Raw genomic sequence first — 17,968 nt, forward strand, 5'->3', positions numbered from 1 at the left:
ATGGATGGTGATCGCCGACCGGGGCATTCGCCGGGGCATCCGCAAGGCAGCACATTGCATAAAACTGTGGCGAAACGTATAGTCATGCCATCCAAGAGGAGGGTTCCATGAGGGTACGCGCAGCGGTGGCAGGGGCGAGTGGGTACGCGGGCGGCGAGCTGCTGCGTCTGCTGCTCGGGCACCCCGGGGTCGAGATCGGCGCCCTCACCGGCAACTCGAACGCGGGGCAGCGCCTCGGCGCGCTGCAACCGCATCTGCTTCCGCTCGCCGACCGGGTTCTGGAGCCGACCACCGCCGAGGTCCTCGCCGGGCACGACGTCGTCTTTCTCGCGCTGCCCCACGGGCAGTCCGCCGCCGTCGCCGAGCAGCTCGGGCCCGACGTCCTCGTCGTCGACATGGGCGCGGACTTCCGGCTGACGGACGCGGGGGAGTGGGAGAAGTTCTACGGCAGCCCGCACGCCGGGACCTGGCCCTACGGCCTCCCCGAACTGCCGGGCGGCCGCGCCGCCCTGGAGGGTGCCAAGCGCATCGCGGTGCCCGGTTGCTACCCCACCGCGGTCTCCCTCGCGCTCTTTCCCGCGTACGCGGCGGACCTCGTCGAGCCCGAAGCGGTGATCGTCGCGGCGTCCGGCACCTCCGGCGCGGGCAAGGCGGTCAAGCCGCACCTCCTCGGCTCGGAGGTCATGGGGAGCATGTCCCCGTACGGCGTCGGGGGAGGACACCGGCACACGCCCGAGATCGTCCAGAACCTCTCCGCCGCCGCGGGCACCCCCGTCACCGTCTCCTTCACGCCGACCCTGGCCCCGATGCCCCGCGGCATCCTCGCCACGTGCAGCGCGAAGGCCAAGGCGGGCGTCACCGCGGAGTCGGTGCGGGCCGGGTACGCGAAGGCGTTCGCCGACGAGCCGTTCGTGCGGCTGCTCCCCGAGGGGCAGTGGCCCGCCACCGCGGCCGTGTACGGCTCGAACGCCGTGCAGGTCCAGGTCGCGTACGACGAGGCGGCCGGGCGCGTGATCGTGATCGGCGCCATCGACAATCTGACCAAGGGCACCGCGGGCGGCGCCCTGCAGAGCATGAACATCGCCCTCGGCCTCGACGAGGCCACCGGGCTGACTACGATCGGAGTCGCGCCGTGAGTGTGACGGCAGCCAAGGGATTCACGGCCGCGGGCATCGCCGCCGGAATCAAGGAGAACGGCAACCCGGACCTGGCCCTCGTCCTCAACACCGGGCCCCGCCTGGCCGCCGCGGGCGTCTTCACCTCCAACCGCGTCAAGGCCGCTCCCGTCCTGTGGTCGGAGCAGGTCCTCAAGGGCGGCCTGGTCTCCGCCGTCGTCCTCAACTCCGGTGGCGCCAACGCCTGTACGGGCCCGCAGGGCTTCCAGGACACGCACGCCACCGCCGAGAAGGTGGCCGACGCGCTGTCCGTGAACGCCGGAGAGGTCGCCGTCGCCTCGACCGGGCTCATCGGCGTCACGCTCCCCATGGACAAGCTCCTGGCGGGCGTCGACAAGGCCGCCGGTGAACTCTCCGCGCACGGCGGCGAGAAGGCCGCCATCGCCATCAAGACCACCGACAGCGTGCACAAGACGTCCGTGGTCACCAAGGAAGGCTGGACCGTCGGCGGCATGGCCAAGGGCGCGGGCATGCTCGCCCCCGGCCTCGCCACCATGCTCGTCGTGCTCACCACCGACGCCGACCTCGAAGCCGACGTCCTGGACCGGGCGCTGCGCGACGCCACCCGGCTCACCTTCGACCGTGTCGACTCCGACGGCTGCATGTCCACCAACGACACGGTCCTGCTGCTCGCCTCGGGCGCGTCCGGAGTCGCCCCGGAGTACGCCGAGTTCGCCGCCGCCGTACGCGAGGTCTGCGACGACCTCGGACGGCAGCTGATCGGCGACGCCGAGGGCGCGAGCAAGGACATCAAGGTCGAGGTCGTGAACGCCGCGAGCGAGGCCGACGCAGTCGAGGTCGGCCGCTCCATCGCCCGCAACAACCTCCTCAAGTGCGCCCTGCACGGCGAGGACCCCAACTGGGGCCGCGTGCTCTCCGCGATCGGCACCACGTCCGCCGTCTTCGAACCCGACCGGCTGAACGTCGCCATCAACGGCGTCTGGGTCTGCAAGAACGGCTCCGTGGGCGAGGACCGCGAGCTCGTCGACATGCGCTACCGGGAGATCGTCGTCACCGCCGACCTGGCGGCGGGCGACGAGACCGCGACGATCTGGACCAACGACCTCACCGCGGACTACGTGCACGAGAACAGCGCGTACAGCTCATGAGCCAGCCGACCGCGCGCAAGCACACCGCGCTCCCCAAGGCACAGATCCTCATCGAGGCGCTGCCCTGGCTGACCCGGCACCGCGGCAAGACCGTCGTCATCAAGTTCGGCGGCAACGCCATGGTCGACGAGGAACTGAAGGCCGCCTTCGCCCAGGACGTCGTCTTCCTGCACCACGCGGGCCTCAGGCCCGTCGTCGTGCACGGCGGCGGACCGCAGATCAGCAGGGCCCTCGACCGGCACGGCATCGTGAGCGAGTTCAAGGCGGGCCTGCGGGTCACCACCGAGGACGCCATGGACGTCGTACGCATGGTGCTCGCCGGACAGGTGCAGCGCGAGCTCGTCGGGCTGCTCAACCAGCACGGCCCGCTCGCCGTCGGCCTGACCGGCGAGGACGCGCACACCATCACCGCCACCAAGCACCAGCCCCGCATCGAGGGCGAACTGGTCGACATCGGCCGCGTCGGCGAGATCACCGAGATCGACACGGGCGCCATCGAAGCGCTGCTCGCCGACGGCCGCATCCCCGTCGTCTCCTCGATCGCCCGCTCCCAGGACGACCACCATGTCTACAACGTCAATGCTGATACGGCGGCTGCGGCACTCGCTGCGGCGCTTGATGCCGAGACCCTGATGGTCCTGACCGACGTCGAGGGCCTGTACGAGGACTGGCCCCACTCCGACGAGGTCATCAGCAGGCTCACCGCCGCCGAGCTGGAGAAGCTCCTGCCCGAGCTGGCCAGCGGCATGGTCCCGAAGATGGAGGGCTGCCTGCACGCCGTGCGCAACGGCGTCGAGACCGCCCGCGTCATCGACGGACGCGTCCAGCACTCGATCCTGCTGGAAATCTTCACGGACGAGGGAATCGGCACGATGGTCGTGCCCGACGAGGAGGGGGAGTCATGAGCAACCAGGAGCTGACCGCGCGCTGGCAGGGCGCGCTCATGGACAACTACGGCACGCCCAGGCTGCCTCTCGTGCGCGGCGCGGGCACCAAGGTGTGGGACGCCGACGGCAAGGAGTACCTCGACTTCGTCGGCGGTATCGCGGTCAACGCCCTCGGTCACGCCCACCCGGCCGTCGTCGAGGCCGTGAGCGCGCAGATCGGCGCCCTCGGGCACGTCTCGAACCTCTTCGTCGCCGAACCGCCCGTCGCGCTCGCCGAGAAGCTGCTGCAGCTCTTCGGGCGCGAAGGCCGGGTGTACTTCTGCAACTCCGGCGCCGAGGCCAACGAGGGCGCGTTCAAGCTCGGCCGGCTGACCGGCCGCCGGCACATGGTCGCCACCGAGGGCGGGTTCCACGGCCGGACCATGGGCGCGCTCGCCCTCACCGGTCAGCCCGGCAAGCAGGAGCCGTTCCTGCCCCTGCCCGGCGACGTCACACACGTCCCGTACGGCGACGCCGAGGCGCTGCGCGCGGCGGTCACCACCGAGACCGCCCTCGTGGTCATCGAGCCGATCCAGGGCGAGAACGGCGTCGTCGTGCCGCCCGCGGGCTACCTCAGGGCGGCCCGGGAGATCACCGCGGCCACCGGCACGCTGCTCGTCCTCGACGAGGTGCAGACCGGAATCGGCCGCACCGGGCACTGGTTCGAGTACCTCGCGCACGACGGCGTGGAGCCGGACGTCGTCACGCTCGCGAAGGGTCTTGGCGGCGGTCTTCCGCTCGGCGCGACCGTCGCGTTCGGCGCCGCCGCGGAGCTCTTCAAGCCCGGTCACCACGGCACGACGTTCGGCGGCAACCCCGTCGCGTGCGCCGCGGGCCGTGCCGTCATCGACGCCGTCGAGGCCGAGGGGCTCCTGGAGAACACCAAGCGGGCGGGCGAGAAACTGCGCGACGCGATCGAGTCATCGGGGCACCCGCTCGTAGGTCATGTAAGGGGCTCGGGGCTGCTGCTGGGTATCGTGCTCACCGAGCCGCTCGCGCCGCGGGTGCAGCAGGTGGCTCAGGACGCCGGCTTCCTCGTGAACGCGCCCGCCCCCGATGTCGTACGGCTGATGCCGCCGCTGAACGTGTGCGACGACGAGGTGGACGCGTTCCTGGAGGCACTGCCCGGCATCCTGGGCAGGGCTTCAGAAGCCGACGGGGACGGACGATCCGGAGAATGAGACGACGATGAGCCAGGCGCAAGGCAACGAGCACGGCGACCACGCGGGTCCCGCCGTGCCGCAGACCCGCACCGCACGCCACCGCCGGATCGTGGACATCCTCAACCGGCAACCGGTGCGCTCACAGAGCCAGCTGGCGAAGCTGCTCGCCGACGACGGACTGACCGTCACGCAGGCGACGCTCTCCCGCGACCTCGACGAGCTGAACGCGGTGAAGATCCGCAACACCGAGGGCGACCTCATCTACGCGGTACCGAGCGAGGGCGGCTTCCGCACCCCGCGCGCGCCGCTGGGGGAGTCGGCCAAGGAGGAGCGGATGCGGCGCCTCTCCGCGGAGCTGCTGATCTCCGCGGAGGCCTCGGCGAACCTCGTCGTCCTGCGCACCCCGCCGGGTGCGGCCCAGTTCCTGGCGTCCGCCATCGACCAGGCCGAACTGCACGACATCCTCGGGACGATCGCGGGCGACGACACGCTGATGCTGATCAGCCGGGAGGCTACCGGGGGGCAGGCGCTCGCGGACCATTTGCTGCGGCTGGCGTCGAACGAGCACTGATTCTGGCCCGGGGGCCTTGGGCGGCGTTGATCACCGGCTCCGCCGGGTTCGTCCTCAAGCGCCGGACGGGCTGGACGGGCTGGACGGCGGCGTTGACCACCGGCTTTGCCGGGGTCCTCCTCAAGCGCCGGACGGACTGCTCGAATTCCGCCGCGCCAGCCACGCCGCGACCAGCGCCCCCGAAACGTTGTGCCACACGGAGAACACCGCCGCAGGCAGCGCCGCCAGCGGGCTGAAGTGGGCCGTGGCCAGGGACGCCGCGAGGCCCGAGTTCTGCATGCCGACCTCGAAGGCCATGGCCCGGGAGGCGGGCGGGCCGAGGCGGGCCAGCTTGCCCGCGCCGTAACCGAGCGCGAGACCGAGCCCGTTGTGCAGGAACACCGCGAGGAACACCAGGGCCGCGGCCGACTTGATGGCCGCGGCGCTGCCCGCGACGACGATCGCCACGATGGCCGCGATGGTCAGCGCCGACAGCCACGGCAGCGCGCCGAGCACCCGGTCGACGTACCGCCCGAGGAGCAGCCGTACGACCAGCCCGGCGAGGACCGGAAGCAGCACGGTCTTGAGGATGTCGGTGACCATCGAGCCCGCGTCCACCGGCAGATACTCGCCCGCGAGCAGCAGCGTCAGCGGGGGCGTGACCAGTGGTGCGAGGACGGTCGAGACGGTGGCGACGGAGACGGACAGGGCCACGTCGCCGCGCGCGAGGTAGGTGACCACGTTCGACGCCGTGCCGCTCGGCGCGCAGCCCACCAGGATCACGCCGGCCGCCAGCTGCGGCGACAGGCCGAGCGCGTGGGCGATCAGCCAGCCGAGCCCCGGCATGATGACGTAGTGCGCGACGAGGCCGAGCGCGACGGCCCAGGGACGCTTGACCACGCCCTGGAAGTCGAGCGGGGTCATGGTCAGGCCCATGCAGAACATCACCACACCCAGCAGGTACGGGACGTTCGTGCCCCAGCCTTCGAAGGCGTCCGGCAGGGCGAGGCCGAGCGCGCCCGCCGCGAGGACGAGGACGGGGAAGACGGTGACGGCGCGGCGGGCGGCCTTGTCGGCCGGGTCCGCGCCGCCGGTCGGGTCCGCCCCGCCGGTCGGGCCGGTGAGCGTCTGGTCGGGTCGCACGGGCTGTTCGGATCGCACGGCGCGATGCAACGCCCCGGCCGGGCGCGCGTGCAACCCCGTCTCGGTATGTGGTCGCTACACGGAGGTCCGCGTACGGGGGACGCCGGGCGGCAGCGGCAAGGGCAGCCCCGGCAGCCCGTCGATGCTCTGCGCGATGTGGTCCTTCTTGGCGAAGTATGCGCTGAGTGACTCGTCGTCCTCCCGCGAGAACCGCTTGCCGTGCAGGTCGCGGTCCTCGTCGTACGTCATGAACGGCACCCCGTACCCGCAGGTGTCGCGGATGAGATCGGCCGTCACTACGATGATGGCGCGCAGGCCGTGCGGCGTCGGGTCGATGCCGGGGAAGTGGCCGAGGAGCTCCGCGAAGCGCGGGTCGTCGCGGAAGACGGGCTCGCCCGCCCCGTGCACCCGCACGATGTTGGGCGGCCCCTGGAAGGCGCACCACATGAGCGTGATGCGGCCGTTCTCCCGCAGATGGGCGATGGTTTCGGCGTTGCTGCCCGCGAAGTCGAGGTAGGCGACGCGCAGTTCGTCGAGGACCACGAAGGACCCCTGGAGGCCCTTGGGGGAGAGGTTGATCGTGCCGTCGTCGGCGAGCGGGGCGGTCGCCGCGAAGAACATCGGCTGCGCCTCGATGAAGGTGCGGAGTCTGCCGTCGATGCGTTCATAGGTTTTTCCCATGGCCAGTGATTATTGGGCAAGGCTTTTTGTTTGTCTAACGAAATGGGCCACCGCCCGTGCAGTGCCTCGATTGACGAAACATACGGAGTACTGCATACTCATGCAGGACGGTGCATGCAGGCAACGGCCTTGAGGAGCACGTGCAGTGAGCAGCAACAACGGCGGTGACGTCCGGCTCTGGGGCGGAAGGTTCGCCGACGGGCCCGCGGAGGCCCTGGCGAAGCTTTCGGCGTCGGTCCACTTCGACTGGCGCCTGGCGCCGTACGACATCGCCGGTTCCCGCGCCCACGCACGCGTGCTCCACAAGGCGGGCCTGCTCACCGACGAAGAGCTCGCCGGCATGCTGGACGGACTCGGCCGGCTGGAGGCCGACGTGGCCGACGGCTCCTTCGTCGGGACCATCGCCGACGAGGACGTCCACACCGCCCTGGAGCGGGGCCTGCTTGAGCGGCTCGGCCCCGACCTGGGCGGCAAGCTGCGGGCCGGCCGGTCCCGCAACGACCAGGTGGCGACGCTCTTCCGGATGTACCTGCGCGACCACGCCCGCATCATCGGTGGCCTGCTCGCCGAACTCCAGGGCGCGCTCGTCGGCCTCGCCGAGGCGCACCCCGACGTCGCCATGCCCGGGCGGACGCACCTGCAGCACGCCCAGCCGGTGCTCTTCGCGCACCACGTCCTCGCGCACGTCCAGTCGCTCTCCCGGGACGCGGAGCGGCTGCGCCAGTGGGACACCCGGACGGCCGTGTCGCCCTACGGCTCGGGCGCGCTGGCCGGTTCCTCGCTCGGCCTCGACCCCGAGGCGGTCGCCAGGGACCTCGGCTTCGAGCAGGGCTCGTCCGCCAACTCCATCGACGGCACGGCCTCCAGGGACTTCGTCGCGGAGTTCGCGTTCATCACCGCGATGATCGGCGTGAACCTCTCCCGGATCGCCGAGGAGGTCATCATCTGGAACACGAAGGAGTTCTCCTTCGTCACCCTCCACGACGCCTTCTCGACCGGCTCCTCGATCATGCCGCAGAAGAAGAACCCGGACATCGCCGAGCTGGCGCGGGGCAAGTCGGGCCGCCTCATCGGCAATCTGACGGGCCTGATGGCGACGCTCAAGGCGCTCCCGCTCGCGTACAACCGCGACCTCCAAGAGGACAAGGAGCCGGTCTTCGACTCCTGCGACCAGCTGGAGATCCTGCTGCCCGCCTTCACCGGCATGATGGCGACGCTCACCGTGCACCGCGAGCGCATGCAGGAGCTGGCCCCGGCCGGTTTCTCGCTCGCCACGGACATCGCCGAGTGGCTGGTCAAGCAGGGCGTGCCGTTCCGTGTCGCGCACGATGTCGCGGGCGCGTGCGTGAAGGTCGCCGAGGCCGAGGGCAAGGAGCTCGACGACCTCACCGACGATCAGTTCGCCGAGATCTCCGAACACCTCACCCCCGAGGTGCGGACCGTCCTGAACGTCCCCGGCGCCCTGGCCTCCCGCGACGGCCGCGGCGGCACCGCCCCCTCCGCCGTCGCCGTCCAACTCGCCGAGGTCAAGGCGGACCTGGCGGTGCAGCAGGAGTGGGCGGGCGCCCGTAAGTGACGGCCGGTGTCCGCGAGGACAACGGTGACACCGGGTGCCTGTAGGTGACAAAAGGGCGTCGCGGGTTACGTTGACGGGGAACCCCCTACGACGAGGAGCCCGCGATGCCCTTCGCACGGCTGGCCGCAGCCACGACCCCGACCGCCCACCTGGGACTCGGCCTCGCCGCCGTCGGCAGGCCCGGCTACATCACGCTGGGCCGTGAGACCGACCTGCCGCCCTCCCGCAGCGTCGATGACCTGCGCGAGCGCGCCCTCGAACTCCTCGACGCCGCCTACGCGTCGGGGGTCCGCTACTTCGACGTGGCACGGTCGTACGGCAGGGCCGAGGAGTTCCTCGGCGACTGGCTGCGCGCCAGGCCCGACCTCACCGACGTCGTCATCGGCAGCAAGTGGGGCTACACGTACACGGCGGACTGGCGCACCGACGTCGAGGGCCCGCACGAGGTCAAGGACCACAGTGTCGCCGCGTACGCCCGCCAGCGCGCCGAGACCGCCGAACTGCTCGGCGACCGGCTCGACCTCTACCAGATCCACTCCGTGACGCCCCAGAGCCCGGCGCTCACCGACAAGGAACTCCACGGCCACCTGGCCGCGCTCGCCGCCGAAGGCGTCACGGTCGGCCTCTCCGTGAGCGGTCCCGACCAGGCGGCCGCGATCCGCGCCGCCCTCGCCGTGACCGTCGACGGCGAGCCGCTCTTCCGCACCGTCCAGGCCACGTACAACATCCTGGAGACCTCGGCGGGGCCCGCGCTCGCCGAGGCGCACGACGCGGGACTCACCGTGATCGTCAAGGAGGGCATGGCCAACGGCAGGCTCGCGGGGCCGTACGCGCCGCCCGCGCTGCGCGAGGTCGCGCAGGAGACGGGGCTCGGCTGCGACGCGGTCGCGCTCGCCGTCCTCCTTGCCGAGCCGTGGGCGGGCGTCGTGCTCTCCGGCGCGGCCACGTCGGTCCAGCTCGTCTCCAACCTGCACGCCGCAGCCGTCGATCTGGACGCCGGGCAGCTGGAGCGGCTCGTGGGGCTCGCGCAGGACCCCGCCGCGTACTGGGAGGGCCGGGCGCGGCTGCCCTGGAACTGAAGAGCCTGTCCTCTCGAACGGAGGTCGCCCGGGTCGCGACGGCTCGACGATGGCTCCGCCCCGGCCCCACGAGGGCCCGGTGACGGCTCACTGACACCCAACCCATGAGACATTCATGTCTCATGCGGCTTATGGTTGTTTCATGTCAGTCGATCGCGAGCAGGTCCTGCGCAGCGCCGCGGCCCTGCTCACCCGTAAAGCCACCTCCACCATGGACGAGGTCGCCCGCGCCGCGGGCATCAGCAGGGCGACCCTCCACCGCCACTTCGCGGGCCGCGACGCGCTCGTGCGCGCCCTCGAAGACCTCGGCCTGCAGGAGTGCGAAGCCGCCGTCGACCGGGCCCGCCTCCGTGAGGGCAGCGCGAGCGACGCGCTGCGGCGCCTGGTGAAGGAGATCGAGCCGGCCGCCGGTCTGCTCGCGTTCCTGTACACCGAGAACCAGCTGTTCGAGGGCGACACCCAGCACGTGGGCTGGTCCCGCATCGACGACCGGCTCGCCGCGCTCTTCCGGCGCGGCCAGGAGAACGGTGAGTTCCGCATCGACCTCACCCCCGCCTGGCTGACCGAGGCGCTGTACGGCCTCGTCGGCTCCGGCGCCTGGGCCGTGCAGGACGGCCGGGTGGCCGCCAACGACTTCTCGTACATGATCGCCGAGCTGCTGATCGGCGGCGCACAGCGGAGAGTGGACTCATGACCAGCACCCATCAGCAGACGGCGGGGCCCGAGGCGGAGCGCAGCCCCGGCCGCTGGCTCGCCCTCGCCGTACTCGCCCTCGCGGTGCTCCTCGTCGCCGTCGACGCGACCGTGCTCGGCCTGGCGACGCCGTACATCAGCGAGGACCTCAAGCCCTCCGGCACCCAGCTGCTCTGGATCGGCGACGTCTACTCCTTCGTCATCGCCGGCCTGCTCGTCTCCATGGGCAGCCTCGGCGACCGCATCGGCCGCAAGAAGCTGCTGCTCACCGGGGCCGTCGCCTTCGGCGCGGTCTCGGTGCTCAACTCCTACGCCACCAGCCCCGAGCTGATGATCCTGGCCCGTGCGCTGCTCGGCGTCGCGGGTGCGACGCTCATGCCGTCCACGCTCGCGCTGATCCGGAACATCTTCCACGACCCGCGCGAGCGCAGCCTCGCGGTCGGCATCTGGGGCGCCATGGCGTCCGCGGGCGCCGCCGTCGGGCCCGTCGTCGGCGGCTTCCTGCTCGAACACTTCTGGTGGGGCTCGGTCTTCCTCATCAACCTGCCCGTGATGGCCGTGCTCGTGCTGGTCGGCATCAAGTTCCTGCCCGAGTCCAAGAACCCGGCGCCGGGCCCCTGGGACCTGGTCAGCGTCGTGCTCTCCCTCATCGGCATGATCGCCGTCGTGTACGCCATCAAGGAGGCGGCCGCGCACGGTCTGCGCTGGGACGCCGTCGCGGGCGCCGTCGTGGGCGTCGCCGCGCTCACCTGGTTCGTACGCCGCCAACTGACGCTCAGCGCGCCGCTCCTTGACATGCGGCTGTTCCGCAACCGCGGCTTCTCCGGGGCGGTCCTCGCCGACCTGCTCACCGTCCTCGGCCTCTCCGGCCTGGTCTTCTTCCTCTCCCAGTTCCTGCAACTCGTCCAAGGCCGACGGCCGTTCGAGGCGGGCCTCGCCGAACTGCCCGCGGCGGTCGGCGCGGTGGGGGCCGGTCTCATCGCGGGCATGGTGGCGCGGCGCTTCTCCGTACGGATCGTGGTCGCCGGCGGCCTCGCGGCGGTCGGCCTCTCCCTCGCCGCGCTCACGGGGCTCAGCCAGCACACCGGCTATCCGCTGCTCGGCGCCTCGCTCCTGGTCGTCGGCATCGGCGCGGGCTTCTCGTTCACCGTGACCGCCGACGTCATCCTCTCCAGCGTCCCCAAGGAACAGGCGGGCGCGGCGTCCGCGGTCTCCGAGACGGCGTACGAACTGGGCGCCGCGCTCGGCATCGCCCTGCTCGGCTCCATCGTCACCGGCGTCTACCGCGACTTCACGGCGCCGCCGGGTACGCCGCCCGATGTCGCGTCGGCCGCGCACGAGTCGCTGGGCGGCGCGGTGGAGTCGACGGCGGGCCTGCCGGCGGGGCAGGCGGACGTCCTGCTCTCAGCCGCCCAGACGGCCTTCGTGGACGGTCTGCGCCTGGCGGCGGGCGTGGGGGCGGCGGTGCTTCTCGCGACGGCTGCGGTGGCGTGGTTCCTCCTGAAGGGCCAGGAACTGGAGTCGGGCGTCGATCACTAGGGGCTCCCCGGGGGGGCGGGTGTATGCCGTGCGGGCTGCGGGCGCTACGTGGCTGGTCGCGCAGTTCCCCGCGCCCCTGAGGGGGTTGTGTTGTGCCTGCGGGCCGTGTGTGGCTGGTCGCGCAGTTCCCCGCGCCCCTTGAGGGGTTGAGTGTTGTCTGCGGGTCGTGGGTGGTTGCTCGCGCAGTTCCCCGCGCCCCTGGTAGTGCGTGGTTGCTCGCGCCGTTCCTCGCACCCCCGCTGGGGGATTGCCCCGGCAGGGGCTCCAGGGGCGCGAGGAACGGCGCGACCAGCCGAATCCAACCCGCAGACGACGAACCACCTTCTAAGGGGCGCGGGGAACGGCGCGAGCCACCCCACACGACTTGCAGGCGACGAACAGAGGCCCAGCCCCCAGGGGCGCGGGGAACTGCGCGAGCAACCACCCACGACCCGCAGGCGACGAGCAATGGCCAGCCCCCAGGGGCGCGGGGAACTGCGCGACCAACCCCGCACGGCCCGCAGGCGACGAGCAATGGCCAGCCCCCAGGGGCGCGGGGAACTGCGCGACCAACCCCGCACGGCCCGCAGGCGACGAGCAATGGCCAGCCCCCAGGGGCGCGGGGAACTGCGCGACCAACCCCGCACGACCCGCAAGGGACGAAGAACGCCCGCCCCGGCGCCGGGGGAAGACCCCGACCCCGGCGCGGGCGCGCCGATAAGAACCGTTACCCGGGCGGCTAGGCCGCCTTCGCCTTGGTGGCGTACATGTCCACGTACTCCTGCCCCGACAAGAGCATGACCTCCGTCATCACGGAGTCCGTCACCGCACGCAGCACATACCGGTCACGGTCCATGCCGTCATACCGGGAGAACTCCATCGCCTCGCCGAAGCGGACCGTCACCTTGCCGGGCCGCGGCAGCCCCTTGCCACCGGGCTGGAGCTTGTCCGTGCCGATCATCGCGAAGGGGACGACGGGCGCACCGGTCATCAGGGTGAGGCGAGCGATGCCCGTACGGCCCCGGTACAGCCGCCCGTCGGGCGACCGCGTGCCCTCGGGGTAGATGCCGAAGACCTTGCCGTCGTCGAGAATGCGCCGACCGGTCATCAGCGCGGCCACGCCTCCGCGGCCACCGTCACGGTCCACCGGGATCATGCCGACGCCCGTGAAGAACCAGGCCATGAGGCGCCCCTTGAGGCCCTTGCCGGTGACGTACTCGTCCTTGCCGATGAAGAACACCGGACGGTTGGTCACCAGCGGCAGGATCATCGAGTCGATGAACGTCAGGTGGTTTCCGGCCAGGATGACGGGCCCGGTCCCAGGAATGTTCTCGGCGCCTTCTACCCGTGGGCGGAACATCAGGCGCAAGATCGGTCCGAGCACTGCCTTGATGAGCGCTAGACGGGACAACAGGCCCTCCGGTGTCAACGGGTCGACGACGAGTAAATGCAGGTGAGGACGATACTCGCGGGCCACCGCCCTTTGCACATCGGGTTCATGCACTCGATACGCAGTGTTGACCTGACTTTGCGGGATCTTGCCCTGAGCCGTCGCCTTTGTGACGACCGTATCCCCGCGGGATCGTTGTGGCCCGAACCAGTGGTCCTTGTCACGCACACCCGTCGCTCTGCGTGGCGGGCCGCGGGGCGCGGGCCGCCACCTCCATGGTGCGCCCACTCGCCACGCCGCGTCATCCCGCCGTTCCGTCAGGGGTCTCCCACACGTCACTCCCGGCCACCTACGATCAGTCCCGCTTTGTCAGGTGCAAGGCGGCAGCACATCGGGAGGAGCGCCAATGGCGACGCAGGGATCGGGTCAGCAGCAGCCGGGGACGAGTCCGGGGCGGCGGGCGGTGCTGGGGGCCGCGGTCCTCGGCGCGGGCACGGCGGTGGCAGGAGTGCCCGGCGTGGCAAGAGCCGGCGAGCGGCACGGCGGCGGTCACGGGGAGCACGGCGGGCACGGCGGTTACCGGAGCCTGCCCGTGCCGACGGTCGTCGCGCACCGGGGGACCAGCGGTTACCGCCCCGAGCACACGCTCGGCTCGTACCAGCTCGCCCTCGACATGGGCGCGCACGTGATCGAGCAGGACGTCGTGCCCACCAAGGACGGCCACCTCGTATGCCGTCACGAGAACGACATCACCGCGACGACGGACGTCTCGGCGCACACCGAGTTCGCGTCCCGCAAGACCACCAAGTCCGTGGACGGCGTCAAGCTCACCGGCTGGTTCACCGAGGACTTCACGCTCGCCGAGCTGAAGACGCTGCGCGCCAAGGAGCGCATCCCGGGCACCCGCCAGCGCAACACCCTCTACGACGGCCGCTGGGAGGTCCCCACCCTCGAAGAGGTCCTCCGCTGGGCGGAGAAGGAGGGGCGCCGGCGCGGCAGGCCGGTCTGGCTGCACATCGAGACCAAGCACCCCACGTACTTCCGCAAGCTGGGCCTGGGCCTGGAGGAGCCGCTCGCCAAGCTCCTGCGCCGTTACGGCCGGCACAAGAAGAACTCGCCGAACTTCCTGCAGTCCTTCGAGCCCTCCAGCCTCCAGCGCCTGGCCGAACTGGTCTCGGGCCCCCGCGTCGTGCTGCTCTCCACCGCGAACTCCCGCCCCTGGGACTTCGTCGAGGCGGGCGACCCGCGCACCGTCGCCGACCTGATCACGCCCAAGGGCCTGCGGTGGATGGCGGGCTTCGCCCAGGGCATCGGCCCGACCCTCGACCTGGTCATCCCGAAGAAGGCGGACGGCAGCCTCGGCACCCCGACCACGCTGGTCGACGACGCGCACGCGGCGGACCTGATCCTGCACCCGTACACGATGCGCAACGAGAACACCTTCCTGCCCGCGAACTTCAGGAAGGGCACCGACCCGAACGCCTACGGAGACGCCTTCGGCGCCTTCAAGGCCTACTTCGAGACGGGCATCGACGGGATCTTCTCCGACAACTGCGACACCGCGCTGCTCGCCGCCGCGGACTTCGCACAGGACTGACGGCCCCCTCGGGCGCCGGGTGACTCGCGTCAACGGCCGAGCGCCCGGCCCCGGTTGGGGTGAGAAGCGGCCGCTGGGGAAACCTCGTACCGCGGCGGCCGCGTCCCGCCGGGCATGACCCACGAACTGATCCCCACCCTGCGGCCGCTGCTCGCCGCCGAGGCGTCCGCGGAGGCCCTCGGCTCCGGCGCGGACCCCGGCGATCTCGAACAGGCCGTCTGGCTGCGCCTGTTGGAGCGCCTGGAGGTGGCGGGGCCGCCCGCCGACCCGGCGCTGTGGCTGCGCGGCGCCGTCCGGTCCGAGGCGCGCCGCACCCGGCACACCAGTCGGCGCGAGGCGGCGTACGCGAGCGAGCCCGCCGACGACGCCGACCGCGGCCCCGAGCAGCGCGCCCTGACCGCCGACCGGCACCGCACCCTGCACGACGCGGTGCGCAGACTGCCCGGCCGCTGCCCCCGCATCATGGCCGCACTGCTGTCCCCCGAGGACCTCACCTACCGGGAAATCGCAGGGGCGTTGGGAATGTCACAGGGCAGTCTGGGGCCGGAACGTTCCCGATGCCTGGGATGCCTGCGCAGAATGCTGACGGCGGAGGTTGCGGCTCCTGCTCCGTGGGGAATGGAGCGGTAGACAACCGGTGGAGCAGGTGAGCGGGAGGCATGCACACATGGGCATGAGCGTGACCATCTCGGTGGCGGCGGCCGACGACAAGGACGCCGTCGAGCAGATCCTCAAACTGCAGTACCTCTGCTACCAGAGCGAGGCCGAGGTCTACGGCGACTACTCGATCGAACCCCTGACGCAGTCCCTCGACTCCATCAGGGCCGAAGTGGCCGCGGGCACGGTCCTGGTGGCCCGCCTCGGCGACGAGGTGGTGGCCTCCGTGCGCGGCACGGTCGACGCGGACGGCACGGCACGGATCGGCAAGCTCATCGTCCACCCCCGCATGCAGCGGCACGGCCTGGGCGGCCGCCTGCTCGACGCGATAGAACAGCACCTCGGCGCGGCCGGCACCGCCAAGTGCTTCCAGCTCTCCTCCGGCCACCGCAGCGAGCAGAACCTCCAGCTGTACCGCAAGCACGGGTACGCCGCGGTGGACACCCAGCGCGTGAACGAGCGGCTCACCCGGGTCACTCTCGCCAAGGACGCACCGGCAAGCGCGTTCGTGACGAGCGCCTGAGGCATACGCTGGCCCCACCCGCACCGTCGTCCGGCTGCGTGAGAGCCCCGGCCGGTTTCCGAAGCAGTCCCTGCGGGAGTCGGTGCGGTGTGGCAGCGGGGCGGTCGGTGGTGGTCCGAGACTGACGTCCGAGTGGACATATCGCCCCGGGGCTTCACGAATTCCGCTCGGCTTTCACCTCGCGTTCCGTGACGCTCCCGGGGCGCGGTACATCGCGGCATGGCCGATTCTCGCCGCGTAGATCCTTCGCGACGTGCCCTCCTGTCGGATTCGCACTGACACGAGAGGGCAGCCTGTGAGTCCGCTGTGAGCCTCACATCCGCCCAAAAGGGCCTCAGACTCCTTGCGTTGTCGGGAAGTTGAAGGCTGGCCGGGACGCATCTTTGGGCACTACGGTCGGTCACTGTTCGTGGCCTTGCGTCATGCGCGTGTGACGTGGGTCATGTTGACGGGTTATTGAGGCGAAGCATTAACTCACCCCGCTGTGAACATCTGGTGGATGTTCCGTGACTCTGGGGTGGGGCTGTGGAGTTGAACAAAGACCTGCGCGGAGGCGCGCGGGTGACCAAGTGGGGAACCGTGGCGGCCCTCGTGATGGCCGCCACGGCGTCCTTCTCTTTGGGCGCGCCGCCCGCGACCGCCGCCTCGTGCACCGCCGGAGTGGGGTCGGACTTCAACGGTGACGGCATTCGCGACATGGCCGTGGCGGATCCCGAGGCCACCGTCGAAGGCAAGGCGAACGCAGGTCTGGTCCGCATCGTGCTCGGCGGAGACAAGGGCGTCACCGAGCTCTCCCAGGCGCTGAGCGGCATGACCGCCAACCCGGAGGCGGGCGACAAGTTCGGCGCGTCGATCGCCGTGTACGACGCGGACAAGGACGGCTGCGACGACTTGGCGGTGGGAGCGCCGTACGAGGACGTCAGTACCACCGAGGGGGCACAGGCGGACGCCGGAGCGGTCTACGTGATCCACGGCCGGCCGACGGGCCTGGGCGAGGGGTCCACGGTCGAGAGCTACACCCAGGCGGGCCTCGACGGCGCCACCACCACCGAGGCCGGCGACCTCTTCGGCTACGCCCTCGCGGCCGGTGCCACGTCGGGCGGCAAGCCGTACCTCGCCGTCGGCGTACCGGGCGAGGCCATCGAGGACCGCTCGGATGCGGGGTGCATCCACTACGTGCAGGGCACCACGAAGACCACGGTCAACCAGGACGATCCGGACGTGCCGGGTGTGGCCGAGCCTCATGACCGGTTCGGACACTCCCTTGCCGCCACGAGTCGTTTCATCGCCGTCGGAGCGCCCGGTGAGGCCATCGGCGAGGAGTCGTTCGCCGGGGCCGTGACGCTGTTCAACCACGCTCTGGTGGCCGGACGTCCGACAGCACTGGACGGAGTGGACGAGGACCATCCCGCCCTGGTGTCCGGTGCGTCCGCCAAGGACGACCGGTTCGGCACAGCGCTGTCGATGGTCCCGTACCGCCCCTCGGGTGCGGATGCCGAGACGGACGCGCTGGTGGCCGTCGGAACTCCCAACGAGAACATCGGCACGGTTGCGGACGCGGGCGCCGTGACCGTCATCCGGATCAAGCCCTCAGGTGCCGTCACCGAGGTCAACTTCGTGGACCGGCTGGCATCCGGCGGTGACGAGCGGCCGGCGACGGCTGACTTCTTCGGCCAGCGGGTCGCCCTCGCCAACACCGTTCCCGGTGAGGTCGGTACCACCGAGACGATCAAGCTGGCCGTCAGTGTTCCCAACCAGGAGGTGGGGGCCGCGGAGAACGCCGGCGCCGTGCACGTCCTGTCCGCACTCGACCGCTCCGGCGGAGGCGGCAAGGCCCTTACGCGGGGCAAGGGGCTCCCGGGCACCGCGCAGGCCCGCGACTTCGCGGGCCTCGGGCTGTGGGCCTCGTACAAGGACCTGTATGTCGGGGTGCCCTACAGCAAGACGCCGGCCGACCGTAAGGGTCTGGTGTACGCGATGTCGTGGAAGCACGTCGAAGACGGCACCGGCTCGGTGCGCACGCTCAAGCCGGGCGCCGACGGCATCCCGGACGAGGGCAAGGCTTTTGGTTCGGACGTGAGGTAGGCGGACGCGGGCGCCGTGCACACGGCGGCGCCCGTGGTGGCTTCCCGGCCTGCGGCGTCACCGCGGGTCCAGACGCAGGGGGATCAGGGGGAATGGTGAAGAG

General features: G+C 71.1%; 16 protein-coding genes. 13 read left to right on the plus strand and 3 right to left on the minus strand.

Going from position 1 to position 17,968, the window contains the following annotated elements:
• The first annotated feature begins 107 nt into the window (after nucleotides 1–107).
• Genes argC through ACFVYL_RS28630 form a run of 5 tightly spaced genes read left to right on the plus strand, consistent with a single transcriptional unit; the run spans nucleotide 108 to nucleotide 4,944 of the window.
• Entirely contained in the window at nucleotides 108–1,136 is a 1,029-nt protein-coding gene (argC, locus tag ACFVYL_RS28610) for an N-acetyl-gamma-glutamyl-phosphate reductase (RefSeq protein WP_389720896.1), read from the plus strand.
• Nucleotides 1,133–2,284: a bifunctional glutamate N-acetyltransferase/amino-acid acetyltransferase ArgJ gene (gene argJ / locus ACFVYL_RS28615; RefSeq protein WP_389720898.1), complete on the plus strand. Its 1,152-nt coding sequence runs from the start codon at nucleotides 1,133–1,135 to the stop codon at nucleotides 2,282–2,284. Before argC ends, argJ begins: the two co-directional genes overlap by 4 nt.
• Entirely contained in the window at nucleotides 2,281–3,189 is a 909-nt protein-coding gene (gene argB, locus ACFVYL_RS28620) for an acetylglutamate kinase (RefSeq protein WP_389720900.1), read from the plus strand. Before argJ ends, argB begins: the two co-directional genes overlap by 4 nt.
• Nucleotides 3,186–4,391, plus strand: coding sequence for an acetylornithine transaminase (locus ACFVYL_RS28625; protein ID WP_389720902.1), 1,206 nt, complete (start codon nucleotides 3,186–3,188; stop codon nucleotides 4,389–4,391). Before argB ends, ACFVYL_RS28625 begins: the two co-directional genes overlap by 4 nt.
• A gap of 7 nt (nucleotides 4,392–4,398) precedes the next feature.
• Nucleotides 4,399–4,944, plus strand: a complete 546-nt coding sequence (locus ACFVYL_RS28630) for an arginine repressor (protein WP_389720904.1) — start codon at nucleotides 4,399–4,401, stop codon at nucleotides 4,942–4,944.
• Nucleotides 4,945–5,064: 120 nt separating this feature from the next.
• Here ACFVYL_RS28630 and ACFVYL_RS28635 read toward each other — a convergent pair whose 3' ends face one another.
• Together ACFVYL_RS28635 and ACFVYL_RS28640 are read right to left on the minus strand one after the other, a co-directional pair.
• Nucleotides 5,065–6,084: a bile acid:sodium symporter family protein gene (locus ACFVYL_RS28635; RefSeq protein ID WP_389720906.1), complete on the minus strand. Its 1,020-nt coding sequence runs from the start codon at nucleotides 6,082–6,084 to the stop codon at nucleotides 5,065–5,067.
• Between the two features lie 57 nt (nucleotides 6,085–6,141).
• Nucleotides 6,142–6,747 (minus strand): pyridoxamine 5'-phosphate oxidase family protein, encoded by a 606-nt coding sequence (locus ACFVYL_RS28640; protein ID WP_389720908.1) that lies wholly within the window; start codon nucleotides 6,745–6,747, stop codon nucleotides 6,142–6,144.
• Nucleotides 6,748–6,892: 145 nt separating this feature from the next.
• Between ACFVYL_RS28640 and argH the strand changes: the two genes are divergently transcribed.
• The 4 genes from argH to ACFVYL_RS28660 all read left to right on the plus strand — a co-directional run bounded on the left by argH (nucleotide 6,893) and on the right by ACFVYL_RS28660 (nucleotide 11,634).
• Entirely contained in the window at nucleotides 6,893–8,323 is a 1,431-nt protein-coding gene (gene argH / locus ACFVYL_RS28645) for an argininosuccinate lyase (protein WP_389720910.1), read from the plus strand.
• Nucleotides 8,324–8,427: 104 nt separating this feature from the next.
• Nucleotides 8,428–9,402, plus strand: a complete 975-nt coding sequence (locus ACFVYL_RS28650; RefSeq protein WP_389720912.1) for an aldo/keto reductase — start codon at nucleotides 8,428–8,430, stop codon at nucleotides 9,400–9,402.
• Between the two features lie 142 nt (nucleotides 9,403–9,544).
• Complete coding sequence (locus ACFVYL_RS28655; RefSeq protein WP_389720914.1) at nucleotides 9,545–10,096, plus strand: TetR/AcrR family transcriptional regulator; 552 nt, start codon at nucleotides 9,545–9,547, stop codon at nucleotides 10,094–10,096.
• On the plus strand, nucleotides 10,093–11,634 hold the full coding sequence (locus tag ACFVYL_RS28660) for an MFS transporter (RefSeq protein ID WP_389720916.1): 1,542 nt from the start codon (nucleotides 10,093–10,095) through the stop codon (nucleotides 11,632–11,634). The genes ACFVYL_RS28655 and ACFVYL_RS28660 overlap by 4 nt, the downstream gene beginning before the upstream one ends.
• A gap of 718 nt (nucleotides 11,635–12,352) precedes the next feature.
• Here the strand turns inward: ACFVYL_RS28660 and ACFVYL_RS28665 are convergent.
• On the minus strand, nucleotides 12,353–13,042 hold the full coding sequence (locus tag ACFVYL_RS28665; RefSeq protein WP_079074771.1) for a lysophospholipid acyltransferase family protein: 690 nt from the start codon (nucleotides 13,040–13,042) through the stop codon (nucleotides 12,353–12,355).
• Nucleotides 13,043–13,409: 367 nt separating this feature from the next.
• Between ACFVYL_RS28665 and ACFVYL_RS28670 the strand changes: the two genes are divergently transcribed.
• The 4 genes from ACFVYL_RS28670 to ACFVYL_RS28685 all read left to right on the plus strand — a co-directional run bounded on the left by ACFVYL_RS28670 (nucleotide 13,410) and on the right by ACFVYL_RS28685 (nucleotide 17,865).
• Complete coding sequence (locus ACFVYL_RS28670) at nucleotides 13,410–14,600, plus strand: glycerophosphodiester phosphodiesterase (protein ID WP_389720918.1); 1,191 nt, start codon at nucleotides 13,410–13,412, stop codon at nucleotides 14,598–14,600.
• A 114-nt stretch (nucleotides 14,601–14,714) separates the two neighbouring features.
• Nucleotides 14,715–15,230 carry an RNA polymerase sigma factor gene (locus ACFVYL_RS28675; RefSeq protein WP_389720920.1) on the plus strand — a complete coding sequence of 172 codons (516 nt, stop codon included), beginning with the start codon at nucleotides 14,715–14,717 and terminating at the stop codon, nucleotides 15,228–15,230.
• Between the two features lie 37 nt (nucleotides 15,231–15,267).
• Nucleotides 15,268–15,780, plus strand: a complete 513-nt coding sequence (locus tag ACFVYL_RS28680; protein ID WP_389720922.1) for a GNAT family N-acetyltransferase — start codon at nucleotides 15,268–15,270, stop codon at nucleotides 15,778–15,780.
• 561 nt (nucleotides 15,781–16,341) lie between these two features.
• Nucleotides 16,342–17,865: a VCBS repeat-containing protein gene (locus tag ACFVYL_RS28685; protein WP_389720924.1), complete on the plus strand. Its 1,524-nt coding sequence runs from the start codon at nucleotides 16,342–16,344 to the stop codon at nucleotides 17,863–17,865.
• The last annotated feature ends 103 nt before the right edge of the window (nucleotides 17,866–17,968 follow it).

The organism is Streptomyces sp. NPDC058308, assembly GCF_042880275.1.
Lineage (GTDB): Bacteria > Actinomycetota > Actinomycetes > Streptomycetales > Streptomycetaceae > Streptomyces.

Coding starts and splice junctions, on each gene's coding strand:
- argC (WP_389720896.1), top strand. CDS start 108: ATGAGGGTACGCGCAGCGGTGGCAGGGGCGAGTGGGTACGCGGGCGGC.
- argB (WP_389720900.1), top strand. CDS start 2,281: ATGAGCCAGCCGACCGCGCGCAAGCACACCGCGCTCCCCAAGGCACAG.
- ACFVYL_RS28625 (WP_389720902.1), top strand. CDS start 3,186: ATGAGCAACCAGGAGCTGACCGCGCGCTGGCAGGGCGCGCTCATGGAC.
- ACFVYL_RS28630 (WP_389720904.1), top strand. CDS start 4,399: ATGAGCCAGGCGCAAGGCAACGAGCACGGCGACCACGCGGGTCCCGCC.
- ACFVYL_RS28640 (WP_389720908.1), bottom strand. CDS start 6,747: ATGGGAAAAACCTATGAACGCATCGACGGCAGACTCCGCACCTTCATC.
- ACFVYL_RS28650 (WP_389720912.1), top strand. CDS start 8,428: ATGCCCTTCGCACGGCTGGCCGCAGCCACGACCCCGACCGCCCACCTG.
- ACFVYL_RS28655 (WP_389720914.1), top strand. CDS start 9,545: ATGTCAGTCGATCGCGAGCAGGTCCTGCGCAGCGCCGCGGCCCTGCTC.
- ACFVYL_RS28660 (WP_389720916.1), top strand. CDS start 10,093: ATGACCAGCACCCATCAGCAGACGGCGGGGCCCGAGGCGGAGCGCAGC.
- ACFVYL_RS28670 (WP_389720918.1), top strand. CDS start 13,410: ATGGCGACGCAGGGATCGGGTCAGCAGCAGCCGGGGACGAGTCCGGGG.
- ACFVYL_RS28675 (WP_389720920.1), top strand. CDS start 14,715: ATGACCCACGAACTGATCCCCACCCTGCGGCCGCTGCTCGCCGCCGAG.
- ACFVYL_RS28680 (WP_389720922.1), top strand. CDS start 15,268: ATGGGCATGAGCGTGACCATCTCGGTGGCGGCGGCCGACGACAAGGAC.